Origin of the sequence: Porphyrobacter sp. ULC335, assembly GCF_025917005.1 — a bacterium.
In the GTDB taxonomy this organism is placed as follows: domain Bacteria; phylum Pseudomonadota; class Alphaproteobacteria; order Sphingomonadales; family Sphingomonadaceae; genus Erythrobacter.
This window is the reverse complement of record NZ_CP078091.1, coordinates 3,556,885-3,578,664: the sequence shown is the minus strand read 5'-3', so window position 1 is coordinate 3,578,664 and position 21,780 is coordinate 3,556,885. Positions and strand designations below refer to the sequence as shown.

General features: G+C 63.5%; 18 protein-coding genes. 14 read left to right on the top strand and 4 right to left on the bottom strand.

The window, feature by feature from the left end; translation table 11 throughout:
- Window positions 1-214: 214 nt before the first annotated feature.
- Complete coding sequence (locus KVF90_RS17135; RefSeq protein ID WP_264392759.1) at window positions 215-1,681, bottom strand: sugar transferase; 1,467 nt, start codon at window positions 1,679-1,681, stop codon at window positions 215-217.
- Window positions 1,678-1,980: a hypothetical protein gene (locus tag KVF90_RS17130; RefSeq protein WP_264392758.1), complete on the bottom strand. Its 303-nt coding sequence runs from the start codon at window positions 1,978-1,980 to the stop codon at window positions 1,678-1,680. The genes KVF90_RS17135 and KVF90_RS17130 overlap by 4 nt, the downstream gene beginning before the upstream one ends.
- A gap of 213 nt (window positions 1,981-2,193) precedes the next feature.
- Here KVF90_RS17130 and KVF90_RS17125 point away from each other — a divergent pair, with 213 nt between their 5' ends.
- Window positions 2,194-3,198 carry a hypothetical protein gene (locus KVF90_RS17125; RefSeq protein WP_264392757.1) on the top strand — a complete coding sequence of 335 codons (1,005 nt, stop codon included), beginning with the start codon at window positions 2,194-2,196 and terminating at the stop codon, window positions 3,196-3,198.
- On the top strand, window positions 3,195-4,061 hold the full coding sequence (locus tag KVF90_RS17120) for a polysaccharide deacetylase family protein (RefSeq protein ID WP_264392756.1): 867 nt from the start codon (window positions 3,195-3,197) through the stop codon (window positions 4,059-4,061). Before KVF90_RS17125 ends, KVF90_RS17120 begins: the two co-directional genes overlap by 4 nt.
- A 222-nt stretch (window positions 4,062-4,283) precedes the next feature.
- On the opposite strand, the gene KVF90_RS17115 is transcribed toward KVF90_RS17120, so the two are convergent.
- Window positions 4,284-5,393, bottom strand: a complete 1,110-nt coding sequence (locus KVF90_RS17115) for a glycosyltransferase family 4 protein (RefSeq protein ID WP_264392755.1) — start codon at window positions 5,391-5,393, stop codon at window positions 4,284-4,286.
- A gap of 160 nt (window positions 5,394-5,553) precedes the next feature.
- On the opposite strand from KVF90_RS17115, the gene KVF90_RS17110 reads away from it, so the two are divergent.
- From KVF90_RS17110 to KVF90_RS17055, 12 genes are all read left to right on the top strand, one after another.
- Window positions 5,554-5,943 carry a hypothetical protein gene (locus KVF90_RS17110; protein WP_264392754.1) on the top strand — a complete coding sequence of 130 codons (390 nt, stop codon included), beginning with the start codon at window positions 5,554-5,556 and terminating at the stop codon, window positions 5,941-5,943.
- Window positions 5,936-7,213: a Vi polysaccharide biosynthesis UDP-N-acetylglucosamine C-6 dehydrogenase TviB gene (gene tviB, locus KVF90_RS17105; protein ID WP_264392753.1), complete on the top strand. Its 1,278-nt coding sequence runs from the start codon at window positions 5,936-5,938 to the stop codon at window positions 7,211-7,213. The genes KVF90_RS17110 and tviB overlap by 8 nt, the downstream gene beginning before the upstream one ends.
- Before the next feature lie 83 nt (window positions 7,214-7,296).
- Window positions 7,297-8,541: a hypothetical protein gene (locus tag KVF90_RS17100; RefSeq protein ID WP_264392752.1), complete on the top strand. Its 1,245-nt coding sequence runs from the start codon at window positions 7,297-7,299 to the stop codon at window positions 8,539-8,541.
- A gap of 55 nt (window positions 8,542-8,596) precedes the next feature.
- Window positions 8,597-9,685, top strand: coding sequence for a glycosyltransferase (locus KVF90_RS17095; RefSeq protein ID WP_264392751.1), 1,089 nt, complete (start codon window positions 8,597-8,599; stop codon window positions 9,683-9,685).
- Complete coding sequence (locus tag KVF90_RS17090; RefSeq protein WP_264392750.1) at window positions 9,682-10,893, top strand: glycosyltransferase; 1,212 nt, start codon at window positions 9,682-9,684, stop codon at window positions 10,891-10,893. The genes KVF90_RS17095 and KVF90_RS17090 overlap by 4 nt, the downstream gene beginning before the upstream one ends.
- A complete protein-coding gene (asnB, locus tag KVF90_RS17085) occupies window positions 10,881-12,854 on the top strand; it encodes an asparagine synthase (glutamine-hydrolyzing) (protein WP_264392749.1) in 1,974 nt (657 codons plus the stop codon). The genes KVF90_RS17090 and asnB overlap by 13 nt, the downstream gene beginning before the upstream one ends.
- The gene (locus KVF90_RS17080) at window positions 12,851-13,930 is read left to right on the top strand and encodes a glycosyltransferase family 4 protein (RefSeq protein WP_264392748.1); all 1,080 of its coding nucleotides are present in this window, start codon (window positions 12,851-12,853) and stop codon (window positions 13,928-13,930) included. The genes asnB and KVF90_RS17080 overlap by 4 nt, the downstream gene beginning before the upstream one ends.
- Window positions 13,927-15,009 (top strand): EpsG family protein, encoded by a 1,083-nt coding sequence (locus KVF90_RS17075; protein WP_264392747.1) that lies wholly within the window; start codon window positions 13,927-13,929, stop codon window positions 15,007-15,009. The genes KVF90_RS17080 and KVF90_RS17075 overlap by 4 nt, the downstream gene beginning before the upstream one ends.
- Window positions 15,006-16,454: an O-antigen ligase family protein gene (locus KVF90_RS17070; protein ID WP_264392746.1), complete on the top strand. Its 1,449-nt coding sequence runs from the start codon at window positions 15,006-15,008 to the stop codon at window positions 16,452-16,454. Before KVF90_RS17075 ends, KVF90_RS17070 begins: the two co-directional genes overlap by 4 nt.
- Window positions 16,455-16,535: 81 nt before the next feature.
- Complete coding sequence (locus KVF90_RS17065) at window positions 16,536-17,237, top strand: polysaccharide biosynthesis/export family protein (RefSeq protein ID WP_264392745.1); 702 nt, start codon at window positions 16,536-16,538, stop codon at window positions 17,235-17,237.
- Between the two features lie 152 nt (window positions 17,238-17,389).
- Entirely contained in the window at window positions 17,390-19,390 is a 2,001-nt protein-coding gene (locus tag KVF90_RS17060; protein ID WP_264392744.1) for a GumC family protein, read from the top strand.
- Window positions 19,391-19,409: 19 nt separating this feature from the next.
- Window positions 19,410-20,675, top strand: a complete 1,266-nt coding sequence (locus KVF90_RS17055) for a hypothetical protein (protein WP_264392743.1) — start codon at window positions 19,410-19,412, stop codon at window positions 20,673-20,675.
- On the opposite strand, the gene KVF90_RS17050 is transcribed toward KVF90_RS17055, so the two are convergent.
- On the bottom strand, window positions 20,652-21,779 hold the full coding sequence (locus KVF90_RS17050) for a nucleotidyltransferase family protein (RefSeq protein ID WP_264392742.1): 1,128 nt from the start codon (window positions 21,777-21,779) through the stop codon (window positions 20,652-20,654). The genes KVF90_RS17055 and KVF90_RS17050 overlap by 24 nt on opposite strands.
- Window position 21,780 lies beyond the last annotated feature (1 nt).

The following is a 21,780-nucleotide window of genomic DNA, read 5'->3' as shown; positions in this document are numbered from 1 at the left end:
CGGCACGTCAGCAATAAAGGGGAAGTGAAGTTTGTCTGCCTTCATCGCCCTATAGGGGCTATGGTAAATAGGCCGGAAAGCACAGGAAGTCATGTTGCAGAATCGTGACGTGTCCGTTCTTGCTTATCTCATGGGGCATACCGGAAGACTGGTCCGCAGGCAGTCACGATTCCGAAGGAACAAAGTCAGGCAAGCGTGAGCCCGCTGTGCGGCTCTACCTTGCGCCGATACCGTGTACGATCACTCGTAGCGTTTTCAGCGCCACGAGAAGATCGAGCCACAGCGAGATGTTCTTGATGTAGTAAAAATCGAAGCGCAGCTTTTCGAGTACGTCGGATACGTCTGTTACGTGACCCTGGTTTACCTGTGCCCAACCGGTGATGCCCGGCCGGACAATATGCCGGTAGGGATAGAACGGCAGTTCGGCCTCATACCACGCGGAAAGCGAACAGGCTTCGGGCCGCGGGCCGATAAAGCTCATCTCGCCGCGCAGGACGTTGAAGACCTGGGGCAACTCGTCAATCCGCGTCTTGCGCAGCAGTCGTCCGATCCGGGTGATGCGATCATCGTCGCAGCGGGTCATCGCGTCTTCGCGGTTCTCGATCGTTCCCTGGCTCCGGCGCCGTTCACGCATGGTGCGGAACTTGATCATCCTGAAGGTCCGACCCTGATAGCCCATCCGCTCCTGAATGAAGAACGCGCTGCCGGCTGAATCGAGCCGGATGAGCAGGGCGATCATTGCAAACAACGGGACGCAAATCGGGATGAGGATCAGCGCGCCGATGATATCGGTCGCCCGCTTGACCGAGGTGTAGGAAATGTTCGGGATCAGCGATCCGAGATCATTCTCGCTGAGGTGCGAAATCTTGACCTGTCCGGATTGCATCTCGGCAATCTGCCGGAAGTGGTACACCGGAATTCCCGCCAGTGCGGCCTGTGCGAACAATCGCTCGGCGCGTTCCGAATGCGGGTAGTGCAAGTCGGCGACAATCGCCCACTCCCGCCATCCTGTCTCGATCAATCGCCCGAGGTCATCGAGCGACGGCGCGGGGAGGTACTGGCTGTTGAGCGTGATTTCGGCGGCTCTGCCACCGGCAACGATGAGATGCGGCTTGACCAACCGGCGTGCGTAGACTGCGGACAGGAAGCTTCCCGCCACCGCAAAAACGGCGCCGACCGTGAAGTAGGACCCGGAATAGGGAACCCGCAACAGCGCCACAGTGGCAAGCACACCGGCGAAAACGACCAGATTGACCGGCAAGACATATGACAGGTGCCGCGCGTTTGCGTGGTCCTTGAGCTGGAACAGGATATACCACGAAAGCACAATCGAGGAGACCAGCGCCGAGGTCGTTTCCACGAAGGCATCGGCAAAGAAAACGCGGTCCATGACCGACCAGAGCAACAGCGCCGGCCCCAGGCCGACCGCCAGCAAAAGCGGCAGTTCAAAGCGCTTCAACAATGCCGCGCGGCGATGCGTCGGAACGGTCGTGTAATCGAGGCTTTGCCAGCCATCTTCGGAGCCTTCGTCCGGCTCCGCATCGGGGTCCGGAGCCGTGCTGTCGGCGGCGGCATCTTCATCCACGGGCCAGAACGGAGGCTGATCCAGATCGATCCGCGCCGCCCCGTCTTCCGAATCAGGGATGAGTGCCGATGAGCCTTCCACGGAGATACTCGTCATTCTGCTACCCTGACATGTATCGCGCCGCCGCTGGCCACGGAGGCATCACGGAATGGCTGCGCCCCATCCAGCGATTTCGCAAATGAGTCAAGCATTACCGTGGCTTGACGCTTGCATCGAACAGAAAGACCGGCCTGCATTGCACAACGCACACCTTTGCCGTCGGCGGTAGCAAACGAGAACGCTCCCGGCTTCCCGTGGAAAAAACCTAGACCCTCACGCCCAAGAGATGTCGCGGCCTGACCGGATAACAAGCCGATTACTCTCGGGGTTCGCTGTGCCAGAAACCATTCGGTCATGCCATCAGCCCCTAGGCGCACGAATCGGGCGCATGTCGTCTGCACTGCATTAAACACGAAAAAGCTTGGAAGTGAAACGGTTTAGGGTCTTTGCGGTGCGCTCCATGCCGGGTAACAAAGCCGCCAATGCGCCGGTTTCCCTGTCGTCGCGGCTGCAACTGCATGGGGTTCTGCCTATGGTCGGCGGCCGGCTTTCGCCGTAAGGGATTCATCATGGATGACGGAATTCGGATCGGGCTCGAAGGCGCATCGCCCGAATTGCTGGACGCCTATCAGGATTTCGGTCTTGAGCGCGCCAGGCAGGGGGCTGCGGGACTTGCGTGGACCTTCGGCATGCCGGCTGCACCTTGCCCGCCTTTCTGCGTTGCCCGCAGCGGAGGCCGGATCATCGGGCTGTCCGCCAATATCGCCGCACGGGTCAAGCTGGGCGCGCAGGAGGGGACGGCCTTCCAGGCGGTCGATTCCTTCGTATCCGAAGAAGCGCGCGGGAAGCGCCTGTTCTCGCGGCTGGCGCACGGCTTTGCCGAGGCAGCGGGCGAAGCCGGGGTGGATGTCACGTGGGGCTTTCCCAATGCCAATGCTGCCCCGGCGTGGTTCGGCGGTCTGGGCTGGCACAATTTCGGCCAGGTGCCGTTCCTTTTTCGTCCGCTCAATGCGTCCTACCTGCTCCGGAAAGCCGGGCTGCCCGGCGGCCTGCGCCTCGCTCGTGGAACAAAGGTGGCAAGCGTCTCGCCGCGCGAATTCGGACGCGAAACCGATCAGATTTGGGCTGACTTCAGCTCCAATATCGGTTGTGCCGTCATGCGCGATGCCGAGGCACTCAACCGCAGGATATTCGGAGCGCCCCACGCGGGCGAATACAGGGTCAGCATTTATGGCGAGGGCCGCGACCGCGCGCTTGTCGTCACCCGCATGCTGGAGAAGCATGGAACGCGGATCGCCTATGTTGTCGAGGCGATGGGCGGCAAGGGTTTGAAACCCCTCCTGCAATCCGAAATGAATCACTTGGCGCGGCAGGGTGCGCAGATCGCCCTTGCATGGTGCTTTCCGTGGTCTCCCAATTTCCGCGATTTTCGCGGTGCCGGCTTCTACCCCATGCCCGAGCGGCTGCGGCCTGTTGAGATCAACTTCGGCGCGCGTGCACTCAGCGCGCGGGGCGTGGCCGCCGAAGTGCGCGAAAACTGGTATCTCTCTTATATGGATTCCGACGGAGTATGACCGGCACGGCCATCATATCGCTTGATTGCGAGGGGCGTTGGGGTGTCGCAGATCACCTGACGCCCGAGGTGGCATCAGGCCTGACCGACGCGAGATTGCGGCAGGCGTACCGCGATATCATCGCACTGCTCGGACGGGCCGAAATCAGCGCGACATTTGCCTTTGTGGAGCTCTTCACGCGGCCGGCATCGCCCGAAACCACCCGGCTGGTGCGGGAGTACGCTGAAGAACTGCCCTATCTGGCACGCGCCGCTTCTGGCCTCGCGGCGGGCGAAGAGGGTTGGGTTGGGGACTGGGCTCTGGACATGGCCGGTAGGGGCCAGCACGAGATTGCGTTCCACGGGGCCACCCACGTTCCGTGGACAGACCTTTCGCGCGAACAGGCGCGGCGGGAGATGGAACTGGCGCGGCCAGAGCATCGGCAGACCATGGTGTTTCCGCGAAACGAAATCGCGCATCTCGATGTGCTGGCCGAGTTTGGCTGCAAGGCGTTCCGGGGCGCGCGCAAATATCCGAGCCGCGCGCAATCACTCCTGTCCGAGTTTGATCTTGCGGTCCCTTCCCAAGCACTGCCGGATCGGGATGTATCCCGGCCAGCCGAAATCCCGTCGGGCGTTTTCATCAACTGGATGAGCGGACTGCGGAGGCTGGTGCCGCCTGCGGTGACGCGGCGGCGCGCCCGCAATCTTCTGGCTGATGCAGCCCGTTCCGGCGGCGTGGCGCATTTCTGGCTGCATCCGGAAAACGTGGCGACCGCGCCCGCGACCTTGGCGAACCTTCAGGCGATCACCGAGGAAATCGTGCGCTTCAGAGACGCAGGAACAATACGCGTCGAAACGCAGCTTTCGGCCTTGGCCGATTAGAGCACTTTCCGACCATTCTGGATCGCCCTGATCGCATCAGGAAGCCAGCGGGCTTCCTGATGCGATCCCGAAGGGGCGGGCCGATTTTGGCCCAGCGCCGCGTCGATCGTCGGTCACTATGCTTTAGCATAGCTCCCTCCTCTCTCCTCGCGCTGAGCCAAAATCGACTCCGTCAGGGTGACCCAGAATGGCCGGAAAGTGCTCTAGCTGCCTGAGAGCGTATCAGACGCTCCGGCGCCGCGTCAGCGCGGCGATTGTTTCGCGGTAAGCCTGGATGACGAGCGCCTGATCGAACTCGCGCGCCATCTTGTCGTGGCCTGCACGCCCCATCGCGGCGCGAGCGTCCGGGGTCAAAGCGAGGAAGCGCCCCAGCGCCTCGGCGAGGCTGGCGCTGCTGCGGGCCTCGCACAGAAAACCCGATACGTCGCGCTCAAGCACCGCGCGGCATCCGGGCACGTCGGTCGCGATGACGGGGCGGGCCATGGCTGCCGCTTCGATCAAGGTACGCGGCGCACCTTCGCGATACGAGGGCAGAACCACACAAGAAGCAGCCGCGATGAAGGGGCGCACGTCATCCGTGGTGCCGAGATACTCGACAATGCCTTCGTTCACCCAGCCCTCAACCATCGCCGCGTCGATCGCGGTGCGATTTTCCGAGCCAAGCGCGCCCAGCAACTGAAAGCGTGCCGCCGGATTATGCGCCTTGATGATCCGCGCCGCCTCAACGAATTCGATCACCCCCTTGTCGCGCAACAGGCGCGCGATCATCAGGAAAACGGGCGGATCGGCAGCATCGGGCATGGGGACAGGCGCAAACTGAACAAGATCGATGCCCGATCCGGGCAGGAGCCGGGTCTGCTCCTCGCGAACAATCCTGTAATTCACAAACAGATCGCGGTCGTCGGCGTTCTGGAAAAACACCTGAGGCAACGGCCCAAAGGCGCGCCGGTAGAGCTGCACCGAAACCTGTTCGAGGACCCGCCCGGAGAGGAATGCGGTGCCGAGACCGGTGACATTGGGCACAAATGGCACGCCCGCAGCCCTTGCCGCGGGCGCGCCGAAAATGTTGTTCTTGATCGTGTAGCTCAGCACGACGTCGGGCGCGTGGTCACGCAAGGCCTTGGCGAAGCGGCGTTCGAGCCGGAGATCCTCGAGAGGATTAAGCCCTTTCACGCTCATCGCCAGCGGGCGCACATCACAGCCCAGCGCCGCGAGTTTCGCAGCTGTCTCATCCGGCGGGGCAAGCACTGTGACGCGGTGGCCATCGGCGAGCAGCGCCTCGACCAGCGACTTGCGGAAATTCCAGATGTTCCACGCCGCGTTCACTGTCATCAGGACATGTATGGGTCTGCCCTCCAGCCGCGCGCATTCTCGCGCGCCGGTCTCTTTATCCTTCACGGCGAGAAAGAAAAGGGCGAGAGGGGCATCACGCGCCGGAGAATCGCTTTGCGGGACATGATGTTATGCCTAGCCGTTTCGACATGGTGTGCGGATGACTGGCACCGCATTCCTCAAGGTGCTTCTCGGACTGGTGGCTGCCGTGATCGGCGCTGTGGTGACCTATTATGCCGTTATCTTCGAAGGTCCTTTTCCTGACCATCCCGTCCTGCGCGGCCAGAATGACCTCGCACTGCACGTTGCCGCGTTTCTTGTCTTTTCCACACCGCTTCTGCTGCTCGGGAGGTGGAATAGAACCATCGCGGCGCTAGTCGTGTTTGCGGGAATGATCGAAATTGTGCAGATATTTCAGGTACGCCGCAACGCCGACTGGGGTGACTTCGTAGGGAGTGTCGCCGGGATTGCCTTGGCGGCGCTTTTTGTCATGGGACTGCGCGGGATCAGATGGCTGGTTGCATCGAACAAGGAACAGACGAATGACTGACGCTTCCACGCCCATGATCGCCGTCATCGGCCTTGGCTATGTCGGCCTGCCGCTGGCAGCCGAATTCGGCAAGCACCGGCCTGTCATCGGCTTTGACATCAGCGCCGAGCGGATTGCCGATCTCGCTGCTGGCCACGATGTGACCTGCGAAGTTTCGTCGGACGAACTCGCGCAGGCCCGGCATCTCAGCCTGACCACCAACCCGGCCGATCTGGCCGCGGCGTCGATCTTTATCGTAACGGTGCCGACCCCGATCGATGCGCACAAGCGGCCCGACCTGACCCCCCTTCTCAAGGCAACCGAGACAGTGGGCCGCGCGCTCAAGCGGGGCGATATCGTGATCTACGAATCCACCGTCTATCCCGGCGCGACGGAAGAAGACTGCGTCCCTCTGCTAGAGAAGGTGTCCGGCCTTACCTTCAACACCGATTTCTTCTGCGGATACAGCCCGGAACGCATCAATCCGGGCGACAAGGCCCACCGCCTGACCACCATCCTCAAGGTGACTTCGGGCTCTACCCCCGCAGTCGCCGATACGGTCGATGCGCTTTATGCCAGCATCATCACCGCCGGCACCTACAAGGCGGAGAGCATCCGCGTGGCCGAGGCAGCCAAGGTGATCGAGAACACGCAGCGCGATCTCAACATCGCGCTCGTCAACGAGCTTGCGATCATCTTCAACCGCATGGACATCGATACCGAAGCGGTGCTGAAGGCTGCGGGGACCAAGTGGAACTTCCTGCCCTTCCGCCCCGGTCTGGTCGGCGGGCACTGCATCGGCGTCGATCCCTATTACCTGACCCACAAGGCAGAGGCGCTCGGCTATCACCCCGACGTGATCCTTGCCGGGCGGCGGATCAATGACGGCATGGGCGCCTATGTCGCGCAGCAGATGGTCAAGGCCATGCTCAAGCGGCGCATCCATGTCGGCGGCGCGCGCATTCTGGTGCTCGGCCTCACCTTCAAGGAAGATTGCCCCGATCTGCGCAACACCCGCGTGGTCGATGTGATCGGGGAGCTGCGCGATTACGGCGCGATCGTCGATATCCACGACCCGCTTTCAGACCCGGTAGAGGCGCGGCGCGAATACGGGCTAGACCTGATCGCCGAACCCCTCACAGGCATCTATGACGGCGTTGTGCTTGCGGTGGCGCATGAGACCTTTCGCAAGGCCGGCGCGGCTGCGATCAGGGCCTACGGGGCTGAACAGAGCGTCTTCTTTGACCTGAAAAGCGTCTTCGATCGCGACGAGAGTGATTTGAGGATCTGAAGATTTTTTCAGCGCTATCTTCAAGCAAGGAATTTCTGCGCGCGCTTGGCGGAAGTGCGGGGATTTACCTGTTCGGCACGGCGATGGCCTTCCTTGTCGGCATCCAGCTGGCCCGGGGGCTGGGTGTCGCGGGCTATGGCCTGTACGGATCGGCGATAGCGGCGGCCGGTCTGGGAGCCTCGATCGCTTCGGGCGGGCTGAAATTGCATGCGACCCGCGACCTGTCAGCCTACCGCGCGCAGAACGACCATGAAAGCGCCGCCCAGCTGGTGGGTTGGTCCCTGCGCAATGTTTTCCTTCTCGGCATTGCCGCAGCGCTGGCCGTAGGGGTCTATACCTTCTGGGGGCTGGAGGCCCCGCCGGTTCTGGCATTGTCGACGATGGCTGTCACCGCGCTGATGGCGCTGCTGGCACTGGTGGGGGCGATCCTGTGCGGGGCGGGCAAGCTGGTCCTCGGACCGTCGCTCGATACAGCGGTCAGGCCTGCCGTGCAGTCGGGGCTCCTCTGGATCGTCTTGCTGACGGCGGGGACCATCGAGCCAGGACTGGCAATGGTCCTGACCTTCGCAGCCATCTTGCTGGCGCTACCTTTCGGTTGGCGAACCGTGTGGCGCGTCTGGCGCGCGCCGCGCACCGGTTCTGCCGGCAAGGCAAAGACAGGCGAATGGCGCAAGGCCAGCACCACGATGGGCATGGCCACGGTGATCCAGGCGACAGAAGTGGCCATTCCGATCCTAGTCGTCGGAGCGTTCTCCACGTTGGAGCAGGCTGGCCTGTTCCGGGTTTCGACCGCCATCATGGTGTTTTCCAGCCTGCCTATCACGATGATCCAGGTCATGGTTCCCGCCATGGCGTCATCGCTTTACCAGCAGCAGGACACCGAACAGCTCGGGCGCCTGTCGCTGGCCTCTGCCACGGTCATGCTGTTCCCGACCCTCGCCATTGCCGGATGTCTCTGGATTTTCGGGGAGAGTTTGCTTGCTCTCGCCTTTGGCAATGATTACCGAGCCGCTTGGCCGATCATGTCTGTTCTGGCGGGAGGAAGCGTCTTGAACGCGATGGGGGGGATCAGCATCAGCCTGCTTCATGCCGCACGGCATGACGTGGTGGTCACACGCGGCTTTGCCATTTCGCTGGCCGTGACGTGCAACGCGCTCATCATCGCCGTCATCGAAGGGTCGGGCATCGCCTTCGCGCTTGCAGTGCTGGCGGGTATTCTGGTGAGAACGGCCTATCTGGCTGTGACGGCCTACCGGCTTGTCGGGATCGACCCGACCATCTTCGGAGCATTGCGATTGTTGATCCGGCGTCGGGCGCGCGGCAAATGAGCGCCCGGCACGATCTCGCAGTCATCGCGTTCAAAGGCGGGTCTGCCTCATCCTGATGCGCAGAATTGCTTTCCTGCTTCCAGATCTGGGCGGTGGCGGCGCCGAGCGGCTCAGCCTCACCCTCGCGAGCGAACTCGCGCGTGCCGGATATGGTGCCGAATTCGTTCTGATGGAGACAAAGGGAGAGCTGCTGGACGAGGCCCGGGCATCCTTCCCCGTGCATGATCTCGGCTGCTCCAAGGCACGCCTGCTGCTGCCAGTCCTTGCCCGTTTCCTGCGACAAGCCCAGCCCGATGGCCTGATTGCGGCGATGTGGCCGTTGACGGCGATCGCCCCCGTCGCGGCACGCATGGCCGGTCTGCGCGGCAGGGTGCTGGTCAGCGAGCACGTATTTCTGTCGCAGCAATACAAGGACTGGGGCCGAATGCACGGTCTGGCGCTGCGCGCGTCGGCCACCGCCGGCTACCGCCTCGCTTCGGCGCGGGTCGGCGTATCGCGCGGGGCTTGCGAGGACATGGCGGCTTTATCGGGCATGCCGATCGACAAGTTCAGCACGATCTACAATCCGATTCCCCCCGCAACCCAGCCATCGGTCGACGCGCTAAGCGCCGCCAAGGCCCTGTGGGGGGATGGCGGCCCGCGCGTCCTTTCGGTCGGCAATCTGAAATCGCAAAAGAACCACGCCCTGCTTCTGCGCGCCTTCGCTGCTTTACCGCAAAGCAATGCCCGGCTGATGCTGGTGGGGCATGGCGACAATCAGGCCACCTTGAACGCGCTCGCCGGCGAGCTGGGGATCGCTGACCGGGTCATCTTCGCAGGCTTCCATTCCGATCCGGCACCGTTTTACGCCACGGCTGATCTGTTCGCCTTGTCCTCGGACTACGAAGGCTTCGGCAATGTCATTGTCGAGGCGCTGTCCTTCGGCTTGCCGGTGGTATCGACTGACTGCCCGTCGGGGCCTGCCGAGATCCTTCAGGACGGGCGGTATGGTCGGCTGGTCCCGGTCGGGGATGCGCCCGCGTTCACGCAGGCGATGAAAGATGCGCTGGACGCACCCGTGGACCGCGAGGCCCAGGTCCGCCGCGCGCAGGACTTCGCGCCCGAAATCGCGGCGCGCCGGTATCTTGAGCTGCTGGCGCTATGATGCCCTCCACGATCTACCTCACCCGCAATGGCCTGCTCGAGCCGCTCGGCCAAAGCCAGGTGCTGGCCTATCTGCGAGGGCTGTCGGGCCGGTATCGTATCACGCTCATCACCTACGAGAAGGCGGAGGACCGGGCGGATATAACGCGGATGGATGCCATGCGCGCCGAATGCGCGGCGCTGGGTATCCAGTGGCTGCCGCAACACTTCCGGGCGAGCCCCAAGGTGATCGCACCGGCGCTGTCGATGGTGCGCATGGTGTGGCTCCTCCTGCGCGAGACGCGGGGGCAGAATGCGCGCCTGATCCATGCACGCTCCTATATCCCTGCTGCGGTGGCGCTGATCGTGTCGCGCCTCACGGGCGTGCCCTTCATTTTCGATATGCGCGCGCTGTGGCCGGAGGAGTTGATCACCGCCGGAAGGCTCACACGCGGCTCGCTGTTGCACCGGGCGATGGTGGCGGCGGAACGCGCCTGCCTCGCCCGCGGGGGCGCAGTGGTGTCGCTGACGCATGCGGCGGTTGAACATTTGCAGCGGATCTATCCCGATGCGCTGGCAGGCCAAAGGATCGCGGTGATCCCGACCTGTGCGGATCTCGACCGTTTCGTGCCGCCCGCGCAGCCCTCGGCCAAGCGGGTGATTGGTTGCCTTGGCACCGTGCTGAGCGGCTGGTTCCGGCTCGACTGGCTGGCGGCTTTCCTGAAGGTGGTGGCCGAACAGGCCCCCGACGTCGTGTTTGAACTGACCACGCGGGACGATGCGGCGCAGGTTCGCGCGGCGCTTGATCCGGACGGGCATTTGGGCAGCCGCCTGACAATTGCGCCTGCCGCGCCGGAGGATGTGCATCAGGTCATTCAGGGACAGACGGCTTCGGTGATGTTCTTCACCGACGGGCTGAGCAAGCTGGGAAGCTCGCCGACCCGCATGGCCGAAATCCTCGGGTGCGGGATGCCGGTCGTCGCCAATGATGGTGTGGGTGATGTGGCCTACATCATCCGCAAGTATCGCGTGGGGGTGCTGGCCCATGCGCCAGACCCGGCATCAATGGCGCAGGCCTGGAACGACCTGTTGGCGCTGTTGCAAGACCCTGATATCGCCGAGCGGTGTCGCCGGGCGGCGGAAGAGGTCTTTTCGCTTGAGGCCGGAACCGCCGCCTATGCGCAGCTATACAGCGAATTGACCGATGGTGGGCGCAGATGTGCGGACTGACCGGAGTACTTAGCGCCGAGGGTCAGTCGGCCGACGGCCTGCCGCGCCTTGTTCAGGCGATGACGTCGGCTCTCGTGCACCGCGGGCCCGATGCGGAAGGGGTGTGGGCCGATGCGGGCATTGCCCTTGGCCACCGGCGGCTGTCGATCCTCGACCTTAGCCCCGCGGGTGCCCAGCCGATGCATTCGGTCTGCGGACGCTGGGTGATCGTGTTCAACGGTGAGGTCTATAATCACCTCGACCTGCGCGACGAGCTTGGTGCTGCTGGTGCCGCGCCGGAATGGCGCGGACATTCCGACACCGAGACCCTGCTGGCCGGGATCGCGCATTGGGGGCTGGACGAAACCCTGGGCCGCGCGGCCGGAATGTTTGCGCTGGCGCTGTGGGACAAGCGCGAGCGTCGCCTGTCGCTGGCCCGCGACCGGATCGGCGAGAAGCCGCTTTACTGGGGATGGGCGGGGCAAGCGCTGGTGTTCGGGTCGGAGCTGAAGGCGCTGCGTCGCCATCCCGATTTCCCGCGCGGGGTGTGCCGTCAGGCGCTCGCCCAGTATCTCCGGTTCGCTTATGTCCCCGCGCCCCGCAGCATCCACCCCGGTGTTTACAAGCTGGAGCCGGGATGCATCCTCACGGTTGAAGGCACGCCTCCGGCAGGCCCGCCGCACGAGCCGCTGCGGCCGGGGGAGTGTTACGGGTCGCTCTCGATCCGGCGCTACTGGTCGCTGGACGAGACGATCGAGGCCGGGGCCGCATCGCAATTCACCAGCGAGGCGGAGGCTCTTGAACAGGTGGAAGCGGCCCTGCGCCGCTCGGTCGGCAGGCAGATGCTGGCCGATGTGCCGCTGGGCGCGTTCCTATCCGGCGGGATCGACAGTTCGCTGATCGTCGCCCTGATGCAGGCGCAATCGTCGCAGCCTGTTCGCACCTTCACTGTCGGTTTCGAGAAAGCTGCCTTCAACGAAGCGCCGTTCGCGGCTGATGTGGCCCGGCATCTGGGCACGCAGCACAGCGAACTGACTGTCACCGAAACCGAGGCGCGCGAGGTCATCCCGCTGCTGCCGCACATGTATGACGAGCCCTTTGCGGATTCGTCGCAGATCCCCACTCACCTCGTCTGCAAGGCGGCCCGCGCCGATGTGACCGTTGCGCTGTCTGGCGACGCGGGGGACGAGTTGTTCGGCGGCTACAACCGTTATTTCTGGGGCCCCCGCATCTGGAACAAGCTGGACTGGATGCCGCATCGGCTCCGGCGCGGGCTGGGGACGGCGATCCAGACCGTCCCGATCCCGGCATGGGACGGGATGGGCGTGTTTGCTGGCGGTCTGGTGTCACGCCCGGGGGACAAGGCGCACCGGCTTGCTGCGCGCCTGCGCGATGTGCGGACGCTGGATGACCTGTATCGCAGCCTCGTGTCGGAATGGCCGGGGGAGACGATGGTCGGCGGCGTGGCTTCGCCCGGTGCCTCGATCCTTGATGATCCGCTTCCCGCGTCGCTCGGCAATGATGCAGCGGCACGGATGATGGCGCAGGATATGCGCACCTATCTGCCCGACGATATCCTCTGCAAGGTCGATCGCGCGGCGATGGCGATCAGCCTCGAGACGCGGGTGCCGTTCCTCGATCCAGACGTCATCGCCGCCTCGGCCCGCTTGCCGATGCCGATGAAGATCCGCGACGGGCAGGGCAAGTGGGCTCTTCGCCAGATACTCTACCGCCATGTGCCGCGCGAGCTGATCGAGCGGCCCAAGACAGGGTTCAGCGTCCCGATCGGCGAGTGGCTGCGCGGCCCGCTGCGCGGCTGGGCGGAGGATCTTCTGTCCGAAGAGGCATTGCGGCGCGATGGTCTGATCGATCCCGTTCCCGTGCGTCAGGCGTGGCGCGAGCATCTCGACGGACGCCGCGACTGGACGAGCCGCCTGTGGATCATCCTGATGCTGCAGGCGTGGCGGAGCGATGTTGCGTGAAGGTGCTGATGGCAACCCGCTATGACGCATCGGGCGCCTCCAGTCGCTTGCGGCACATGCACTATGCCGGCGCGCTCAGTGCGGCGGGGATCGAGACCGCGTGCGCGCCGTTCTTTGATAGCGCTTATATCGAGCGTCTGTACGCCCAGCGCCCGACGGGGTTTCAGGCGACCGCCGCCTATATCCGCCGCATAGGGCAGCTGCGCCGGGCGGGCGCCGTTGACGTGCTGTGGCTTGAGAAGGAGGCGTTCCCATGGCTTCCATGGGCGGTCGAGAACGGGCTCTTGCCCAAGGGTGTGCCGCTTGTCCTCGATCTCGATGACGCGGTGTTTCACAATTACGACCTCCACCGGTCGGGGATTGTCCGCCATCTGCTCGGAGACAAGATTGACCGGTTGATGGCGCGGGCAGCGCTGGTGACGGCGGGCAACCCCTATCTCGCCGATCGTGCACGGGCTGCGGGCGCGGCGCGGGTCGAGATCGTGCCGACTGTCGTCGATTTGAACGCCTATGTGCCAAGACCCGCCCACGGGGCAGGGGACATGGCAAGAATTGGCTGGATCGGCACGCCCAGCACATGGCAAGCCTATGTCCAGCCGATGCTGCCGCTGCTGGCACAGGCCGCGCAGGATGCCGGCGCGCGGATCATGGCGGTCGGCGCGGGGCATGCGGCAACGGCCCACCCTCTGCTCGATAGCCTGCCATGGAGCGAGGAGACCGAGGTCGCGCACATTCACCAGATGCGTATCGGGATCATGCCGCTGGCCGACACACCCTGGGCAAAGGGCAAGTGCGGCTACAAGCTCATCCAGTACATGGCGTGCGGGCTGCCCGTGATTGCCTCACCCGTCGGCGTGAATGGCGACATTGTCGAGCATGGCGTCAACGGGTTCCTCGCCCGGACCGAGGACGATTGGCGCGTTGCGATCCGGACATTGCTTCACGACCCGGATCTGGGCCAGCGCATGGGTGCTGCGGGCCGCAAGAAGGTGGAAGAGCACTATTCGCTCCAGGCCTGGGGGCCGCGAGTGGCGACAATGCTGCTGGGCGTGGCAAAGGGCGAAAAACTGCCGTGATCTACATCCTCTTCGCCCTCGTGCTGTTCGTGTTCAGCCATGCCTCGTTGCGGTACAAGAAGCTGCGGCGGCAGGCCTACTATCCCGTCCTGCTGGCACTATTCGTGTTTGCGGCCTTCCGCTTTCAAGTCGGGTGCGATTGGTCGGGATACTACTATCAATATGTCGCCGCCGAGGATGTCTCGGAAGACCTGATAGCCAATCTGAATGAGCCGATCTGGTGGCTCATCATGAGACTGATCAAAAGTCAGGGTTTCAGCTACCCCGTCATCAATATCGTATCGAGCGCGATCTTCTTCTACGGCGTCCATGTTCTGGCGCGCAGGCAGCCGGACCCGCTGGCATTTCTGGTCTTTCTGCTGCCGATCCTTGTCATCAACATGCCGATGTCGGGGATCAGGCAGGGGGCGGCGATCGGCCTGATCTGCATCGCCTTTGGCGCCTTCATCGATCGACGGCCGTTGCGTTTCGTCCTGTGGGTGCTGATTGCCGGAGGCTTCCACACCAGTGCTCTGGTGTTTCTGATCTTGGCGCCTCTGGCGACCGGCCGCTACAGCAAAGAACGCCTGACCGCGGCGGCGATCATCGCCATTCCCGGCCTGCTCTTTCTCGCGGGCGGGATCAGTGCGGGCGTGGCGGCCACCCGCTACATCGGCAACGGCATCGATGCCTCCGGCGCAATCTTCCGGGTCGGGGCCATTTTTCTGACGGCGGTCTATTTCTATTATTTTCTCCGGAAGAAATGGGAGCGCAATTTCAGCCGCGATTTCAGCCTTGTCAGCATCGGTGCGATGGGGATGACCTTCGCCATGCTCCTGTTGCTCGTTTCGAGCGTCATCGCTGATCGCTTTGCCTATTATCTCATTCCCATTCAGGCGGTGATGTTTGCGCGGCTGCCCTTCATCCAGTTCCGGTCAGGCAAGTGGCTGCACGTGGCATTGCCCTATGTGGCGCTGATGACCATGCTTGTCGGCTGGACTCAGACATCATCATTGTTCGAGCAGTGCTACCTGCCGTACCAGAGCTGGATTTTCGGGATGCCCGCGGGCGATATCCTGAAAGAAGGGGTGTTCGAATGACAAACCGGGAGAGCACCGGCAAGGCCTCGTCACATGGCGGAGCGGGCGGCCTGTCCGGCGCGGTCTTGGCTGCATCCGGCCCATGGCTGCTCTGGGTGGGAGTGTTTATCATCGCACTCGCGCTTCTGGGCGGCAGCTCCCGCGCCGATCCGATCCAGAATGCCATTCTGCGTCCGATCGCGGCCTTGCTGCTGATCCCCGCGCTCTACCGCCTGCGCGCCGCTGACCTCGCAAACTTCAGGGCGATGATTGTCCTCGGCAGCGTGATGCTCGGCTGGATGATCCTCCAGCTGGTCCCGCTTCCGCCCACCCTGTGGCAGTCATTGCCGGGACGGGAGAGTATTGCGAGGCTTGACCAGCTTGCCGGCATAGAGGGGGTTTGGCGGCCGCTTTCCCTTGCCCCGTTCCGCGGACTGGACGCCGCGCTTGGCATGGTTGTTCCGGTTGCTGCGCTGCTTCTGGCGCTGTCTGCGCGGTTGAAGGCGCAGGCGATCTTGCTCGCCATCACCGCCATGGGCCTGATCAATGCCGCTTTCGGCATCCTGCAAGTGATCGGCGGGCCGAAGAGCCCCTTCTATCTGTTCGCATTGACAAGCCGGGGCGCGCCAGCGGGCATCTTCGCCAACGAGAACCATTCTGCCGTGTTCTCTTCGATCGTCCTTCTGGTCATCGCACGGCTGGCGATCAGCGGCCCGGCGGGCAATCTGCCAAAATGGGTCAGGTTGTCGCTGGCTCCGGCAAGCCTTTTCGTGCTGCTTGCCGTGCTGATCAGCGGATCTCGCGCAGGGCTTGCCACCACGGTGCTTGCGCTGGGGGCAGGGGGGCTGATGCTATGGTTCGGGTTGCGGGCAGGGGAAACGCCCTCGTCCCGCAAGGGCTCATCGGCAGGCACCGACCGTCGCTTCGGCCTTGCTCTGCTGGCAGGCGGGGCGACGGCCGTCGTTGCTGTCGTCGCGGCATTTCTGCTGCTTGACCGGGCGCCCGCCGCCGGAGACCTCCTGACGAGCAAATCTTTCGAGGACCTGCGCTGGTCGCTGTGGCCGGTCCTGACGGAGATGATGAGAGATCACTGGCTGGTCGGCACCGGCTTCGGATCGTTTGACGCCGTCTATCGCAGCTACGAGCCGACCGCCCTGCTTCTGCCGCTCTATGTCAATCATGCGCATAATGACTGGGCGCAGCTGGTGATAGAGGGCGGGCTGCCGGCGGCAACCTGTCTGCTCGGGATGCTGGGGTGGGTGTCAGCGAGTATCTGGCGGATTGCCCGCCGCACGCCTGGGTCTGGCGCGCTGGTGGTTTTCTGGGCGGCATGGCTGGCGATCATGATGGCTGCCTCGGCGGTCGATTACCCGCTGCGGACTCCGATTTTTCAAGCCGTGTCGGTATGGCTGATGCTGTGCCTTGCTTTCGACAGCATGGCGTCAAAGGCCGGGGCGAACGAATAGCACCGATCCTGATGTAACAACCGAAATGGGTTGGCGGGCCGCCAAAATCCATTAAGGAACGGGCGGGAGACAAGGGGCATTATGGTTTCGAATCTGCGACATATTGTTGTTCTTGCCATCGCCGGGCTGACCGCCTCGTGCGCCTATGACCGCTCCGTCGGGCTTGCGCCTGAGATCGAGGTGACCGCGCTCGAATCGCTCCCCGCTCCGCGGATTGAAACCGCCTATCTGATCGGCCCGCAGGAAGCGCTGCAGATCGAGGTGGTCGGTGCCGCGACGCTCAGCGGGACTTACCTGACCGATGTAGGGGGGCAATTGGCCTTCCCGCTGGCCGGGATCGTGGACATCGCAGGCCGATCGCCAACCGAAGCGGCGCAGATGATCGCCGACAAACTGCGCGGCCAATATCTGCTCGACCCGCAGGTGAGAGTGATCCCCAAGGATTTCCCCGCTCCGTCCATCTCCATCGGGGGGCAAGTGACCAAGCCGGGGAACTATCCTGCCGCCGGCCAGCCGACGCTTTTGCGGATGGTGAACCTGTCAGGCGGGCTGACCGATTCTGCGAGGCTGGACGATGTCCTCATCCTCAGAACGGTGGCCAATCAACGCTATATCGGCGTCTATAATCTCGGGGCGATCCAGCGAGGGAATTACCCCGATCCGCAGCTTTTTCCCAATGACATCGTGATGGTCGGCGATTCGCCAGAGCGGCGGCGCCTGGACATTCTGCTCCAGGTTCTTCCGCCGGTCATTACGACTGCCGCGATCCTGATTGCACAGTGATGACATCCAACTCAGCCAACGCAAACTTCCGGGCAAGCTCCAACGGAGATGCCGATGAGGCCATGTCTGCGGACGACGAGCAGGGCTTCCACCTTGATCTCGAACGCTACTGGATCGAGGCGCGCGCCCTGCGTTACTGGTTGCTCGGGATCGTGGCGGCCGCGCTGCTGGTCGGCCTTATTGCAACCCTGCTTGCAACCTCGCTCTATCGCGCAAGCTCGCGCATCGAGGTGTCGCAGATCACGACGAATGTGACGTCGGTCGACAGTGTGAAGAGCGACACGCGGGTCTCGGCACTTCAGTACCTGACGACGCAATACGAGCTCTTGTCATCAAAGTTCATGGCGGCGCGGGTGGCCGATGCCGGCAACCTGCTTCGGGATGAAGCCTTCATCGCCGCTGTCGGCCTCGATCAGGCGCAGGGGGTTACTGATAAAGACATCCAGAATGCCCTGCTTGAAGGCATATCGATTTCGCCGATCGAGCAGTCCAGCCTCGTCGACATCGAATTTTCAAGTTCGTCCCCCGCGGTATCGGCCAAGGTCGCCAACCTCTGGGCTGCGGAATTCATCAAGGCCAATTACGAAAAGCGGTTCGGCGCAAACATCGAAGCGCGTGATTTCCTGAGCAAGCAGATCGCCGAACTGCGCGAGCGGCTGTCCATCTCCGAGCGGGAGCTGGTCCAATATGCCAACGCGAACGGAATCCTTGTGCTTGAAGCGGCCGGCAACGAAACCGGATCGGAAACCGCGACGCAGACATTGATCGCGTCCGATCTGACGGCGCTGAACGAAGCTCTGGCCGCGGCGGTGACTGATCGCATCACGGCCGAAGCGTCGCAGATGACGGGCGATTTCCCCGCGCAGGATCCGCGCAGTTCCCTGAAGGCGGAACTGGCGAGGAAAGAAGCCGAGCTCGCCAGCTTGCGCTCAAACTTCGGGCCGAAGTTTCCACCTTTGTTGGAAAAAGAAGCCGAAGTCGCTTCTCTGAAGTCCTCCCTGTCGGCGGATTCCCGCGCGGCTTTGCGCTCGGCAGCAGCCCGCGAACGGGAATTGCGGGCCAAGCTCGAACAAGCGAAGGGAAGCTTCCTCGGCCAGCAGGAATTGACCATCCAGTATGGCATTCTCAAGCGCGAGGTCGATACGAACCGGCAGCTATACGACGCGCTGCTGCAGCGCTTCAAGGAGCTTGAAGCGTCCGGTGCCGGCCAGAACAATATCGAGCTGATCGATCAGGCTGATGCCCCGCAGGTGCCCTATTCCCCGAACCTTGTGCAGAACCTGCTCATCGCCCTCGCGTCCGGCATCGTTCTGGCTGTTGGCTTGGTCTACCTTCGCGTCTTGCTGAGCCAGACGGTCAAGGATCCGCAGGACGTCACGCGCCGTCTTGGCCTGCCCGTGCTCGGCCTCATTCCCAAATCCTCTGCCGAGGATATGCGCAGCGAGATCATGACGCGTTCCTCGGAGGTCAGCGAGGCATACAAGTCGGCAAGGACCAATCTCACCTTCCTGACGCCGCAAGGTGCGCCGCAGGTGCTGATGATTGCGTCCTCCGTGCCCTCAGAAGGCAAGAGCATTTCCTGTCTCGCGCTGGCGACAAGCTTCGTGCATCTCGGCAAAAAGACCCTGCTGATCGATGCGGACCTGCGCAATTCGCGGATGCAGAGCCTGATCGGCGAAGAACTGGAGAACAAGGGCGGACTGGTTGCGCTTTTGACCAATAATTCGTCCAGTCTGGATGAACAGGTGAGCACGATCGAGGACTTCGGGTTCGATTTCATCCCCCACGGCCACACCCCGCCGAACCCGGTCGAACTGCTCGCCGGTCATCGCTTCAGGGAGCTGCTGGCCGAGGCGCGGCTGCGTTACGACATGATCCTGATCGACAGTGCGCCGATGCTGTCCCTTGCTGACGCGGTGGAGCTGTCGCGTGCGGTCGACGGCGTGGTCTACGTGATCGAGTCCGACCGGATCAAGATCAGGGCCATTGAGAACGCCATCCACCGCCTGACGCGCACGGGCGCGCAGGTCTATGGCGCGATCGTCACCAAGCTGAACGCCGACAATGTCGGCTATGGCTACGGTTATGGCTACGGATATGGATACGGCTACGGGTCGGAGTCCGATGCGGCGAGGGAACCGAAGGCGAAGTGAAGGTTGACGGAGCCTTCGGATGAGCTCGCGGCCCGGGAAGGGCAGGTTGATCCTTGCCAGCCTGCTGGCCATCCCGCTCGCTCTTCTATCGGGAGCGCACGCCCTCAGCAGCGCAAGCCTGCGGAACGCGCCCGAGCTTGCTCTGGCGGTTTACCCGTTCAACGGTCTCGCCAAGGAGAAGGTCGCCTATAACGCGCTGGTGGCCAACATCAGCAATGCCGCTGGCACGACCGGTCAGGCAAGCCGCGATGCCGACCCGTCCGGCGGCGAATCCACCTTGCGTTCGCGCATCGGCGAAGCAGACCTTGCACGCTTTGCCAGCGCCGCCGCAGACCCCGCGCGCGAGGCGATCCGGCGTGAACCGCTCTCCGCGCGCGCCTTCGTGATTCTGGCGCTGTCCGAGCAGAACGCACAGCAAAAAGACATGATCGTCCGGCAAGCCTCCCGGCTCACCAGGCGCGATATTGCCCTTCAGGCGCTGGTTCTCGAGCAAAAGGGCAAGGTCCGCGATTACCCCGGTGTGATCGGCACGCTCGACGAGATTTTGCGCGTCCACCCGCAGCGGCAAGGGGAGTTCTTCCCGCTCCTGGTCGAAGCGCTCCGGACCAAAGCGACCGTACCCGAGTTTGCCAACCTGCTGGCACGGCCTCTGCCGTGGAAAGACTCGTTTCTAAACTTCGCGCTCGCCGACGAGCAGGCGCTGGAAAATCTGGCTGCGGTGCGCGAGCGAATGGTGACGGCCAACGAGGACTTCGACAGGAAAATCGTCGCCAAGCTGGCGAGCAGCGGCCAGCTCGAATCTGCCGAACGCATCTATCGGCGTGTCGGCGGCGCGGCGGTCTCTGGCGCCAAGCCGGCCCAAGTCAGCTGGCAATCGACCTATCCGCCGTTTGATTGGCAGCTGGCCGACCAGCCGGGTTTCCGCGCCCGGATCGGCGATACGCCGAGCGTGCTGGAGATTGATGTCGAGCCGGGCAATGGCGGCGTGATCGTATCGCGGCTGGTGAGCAATCCGCAACGCCAATTCACGCTGCGCCTCGTGCATGACATCCAACCGGCATCGCAGCTCAAGGACATGAAACTGACGATCGCCTGCCACGGACAGGCGGCGCCCTTCCTTGAGCGCGCCTTTGTGGCCGGAGAGATCAGCCTCTCGGTCGATCAGCCACCTGCATGCGAATATCTCGATATCGCGATCACGGCGCGGGCATGGACGGACTCGCGTGCGCTGGCTGGCACACTCTCGCCGCTGCGGATCAGTTCAGCCGCGCCGCAGCCAGAGTGAGAGGCGGACAGCGTCGGCAATCTTCGACCGCCCTTCTGCGCCGGTCGCGTAATGCAGCGCTGCCGCCAGTCCGGGCTCGCTGTTCTGTGCGACCGTCTCGCCAGCCTCCCCGCGGCGGCGCTGCACCATGGCGGCAAGCTGGGCCGGCCAGCGATAGGGTGGCAGGCGCAGCAGCTGTCCCGGCCAACCCACCGCCGAGCGATAGGCCGTATCCATCATCATCAGCCGGGCGACCTGGTCCATTTGGCTGTCACCGAGATCCGCGGGCGCGTGGCCCTGCCAGTCCACGGCAAGCCCGCTGACCCGCTGCCCGAAGGCGAGCGCGAGCTGGCACGCCCGTGTCGCTTCGATCCGCTCTGCTTCGTCCCAAAACAGCGCCCAGTCGATTGGCCCGCGCTGCACGAGTGTCGTCATGTCCGTCAGCAGCAGAGGGCCATTGTTGAACTGGTGATCCAGCACGGCGTGGACGATCAGATGCAGCAGGGTGTCGGTCGGGCATAGCGCCTGCATGCCAGCGAATTCTGCCGGAACGGCCCGCATCCAGGCCCGATCGATGAATTGCCGTTCGCGAGTTGCTGCCCGGTCATCATGCGTATCAAAAACATGCAAGTGCAGCTCGACCACGGCCTTGCCATTGGTCATCGCCGGAAGATGTTTGCCCGATGGCGCGTCATTCGGGTCGACAACATAACCGATCGAACGCAGCAGATCGGCCGCGGCGCGTGCATCGTCCGGCCGGATCAGAACGTCGAGATCGCGCATCGGTCGCAGGGCAGGATCGAGCACGCCCGACCAGATGAAAGCGCCGCCCTTGAGCACTGCCGCAGACACACCAGCCGCGCCAAACGTTCTGCCGATCCGCGCAAGGGCACCCTTCTGCGCCAGCGCGCGCATAGCCGAGCGCTGGTAGCTGCCCTGCCATTGGCACATCACGTCAGACGGAATGCCCCAACCGCCTTCGCTGGCACGCCGATACAGCAAGGGGCGGAGACGGTGCTGGGCCGCCTGCGTGTCGAGAGCGCGCCACGCCGCGTCATCGAGACGGGCCGCGGTCTCGTCGGCCGTCGCGCGGTCGTTCCACAGCAAGGCAAAAATCGGGTTCATC

Bases quoted from the DNA above. Each gene is read 5' to 3' on its own strand.
- KVF90_RS17065 (WP_264392745.1), top strand. From the start codon at position 16,536: ATGGTTTCGAATCTGCGACATATTGTTGTTCTTGCCATCGCCGGGCTG.
- KVF90_RS17125 (WP_264392757.1), top strand. From the start codon at position 2,194: ATGGATGACGGAATTCGGATCGGGCTCGAAGGCGCATCGCCCGAATTG.
- KVF90_RS17135 (WP_264392759.1), bottom strand. From the start codon at position 1,681: ATGACGAGTATCTCCGTGGAAGGCTCATCGGCACTCATCCCTGATTCG.
- KVF90_RS17115 (WP_264392755.1), bottom strand. From the start codon at position 5,393: ATGACAGTGAACGCGGCGTGGAACATCTGGAATTTCCGCAAGTCGCTG.
- KVF90_RS17070 (WP_264392746.1), top strand. From the start codon at position 15,006: ATGACAAACCGGGAGAGCACCGGCAAGGCCTCGTCACATGGCGGAGCG.
- tviB (WP_264392753.1), top strand. From the start codon at position 5,936: ATGACTGACGCTTCCACGCCCATGATCGCCGTCATCGGCCTTGGCTAT.
- KVF90_RS17100 (WP_264392752.1), top strand. From the start codon at position 7,297: ATGGCCTTCCTTGTCGGCATCCAGCTGGCCCGGGGGCTGGGTGTCGCG.
- KVF90_RS17130 (WP_264392758.1), bottom strand. From the start codon at position 1,980: ATGACCGAATGGTTTCTGGCACAGCGAACCCCGAGAGTAATCGGCTTG.
- asnB (WP_264392749.1), top strand. From the start codon at position 10,881: ATGTGCGGACTGACCGGAGTACTTAGCGCCGAGGGTCAGTCGGCCGAC.
- KVF90_RS17055 (WP_264392743.1), top strand. From the start codon at position 19,410: ATGAGCTCGCGGCCCGGGAAGGGCAGGTTGATCCTTGCCAGCCTGCTG.
- KVF90_RS17050 (WP_264392742.1), bottom strand. From the start codon at position 21,779: ATGAACCCGATTTTTGCCTTGCTGTGGAACGACCGCGCGACGGCCGAC.
- KVF90_RS17120 (WP_264392756.1), top strand. From the start codon at position 3,195: ATGACCGGCACGGCCATCATATCGCTTGATTGCGAGGGGCGTTGGGGT.
- KVF90_RS17090 (WP_264392750.1), top strand. From the start codon at position 9,682: ATGATGCCCTCCACGATCTACCTCACCCGCAATGGCCTGCTCGAGCCG.
- KVF90_RS17110 (WP_264392754.1), top strand. From the start codon at position 5,554: ATGACTGGCACCGCATTCCTCAAGGTGCTTCTCGGACTGGTGGCTGCC.
- KVF90_RS17095 (WP_264392751.1), top strand. From the start codon at position 8,597: ATGCGCAGAATTGCTTTCCTGCTTCCAGATCTGGGCGGTGGCGGCGCC.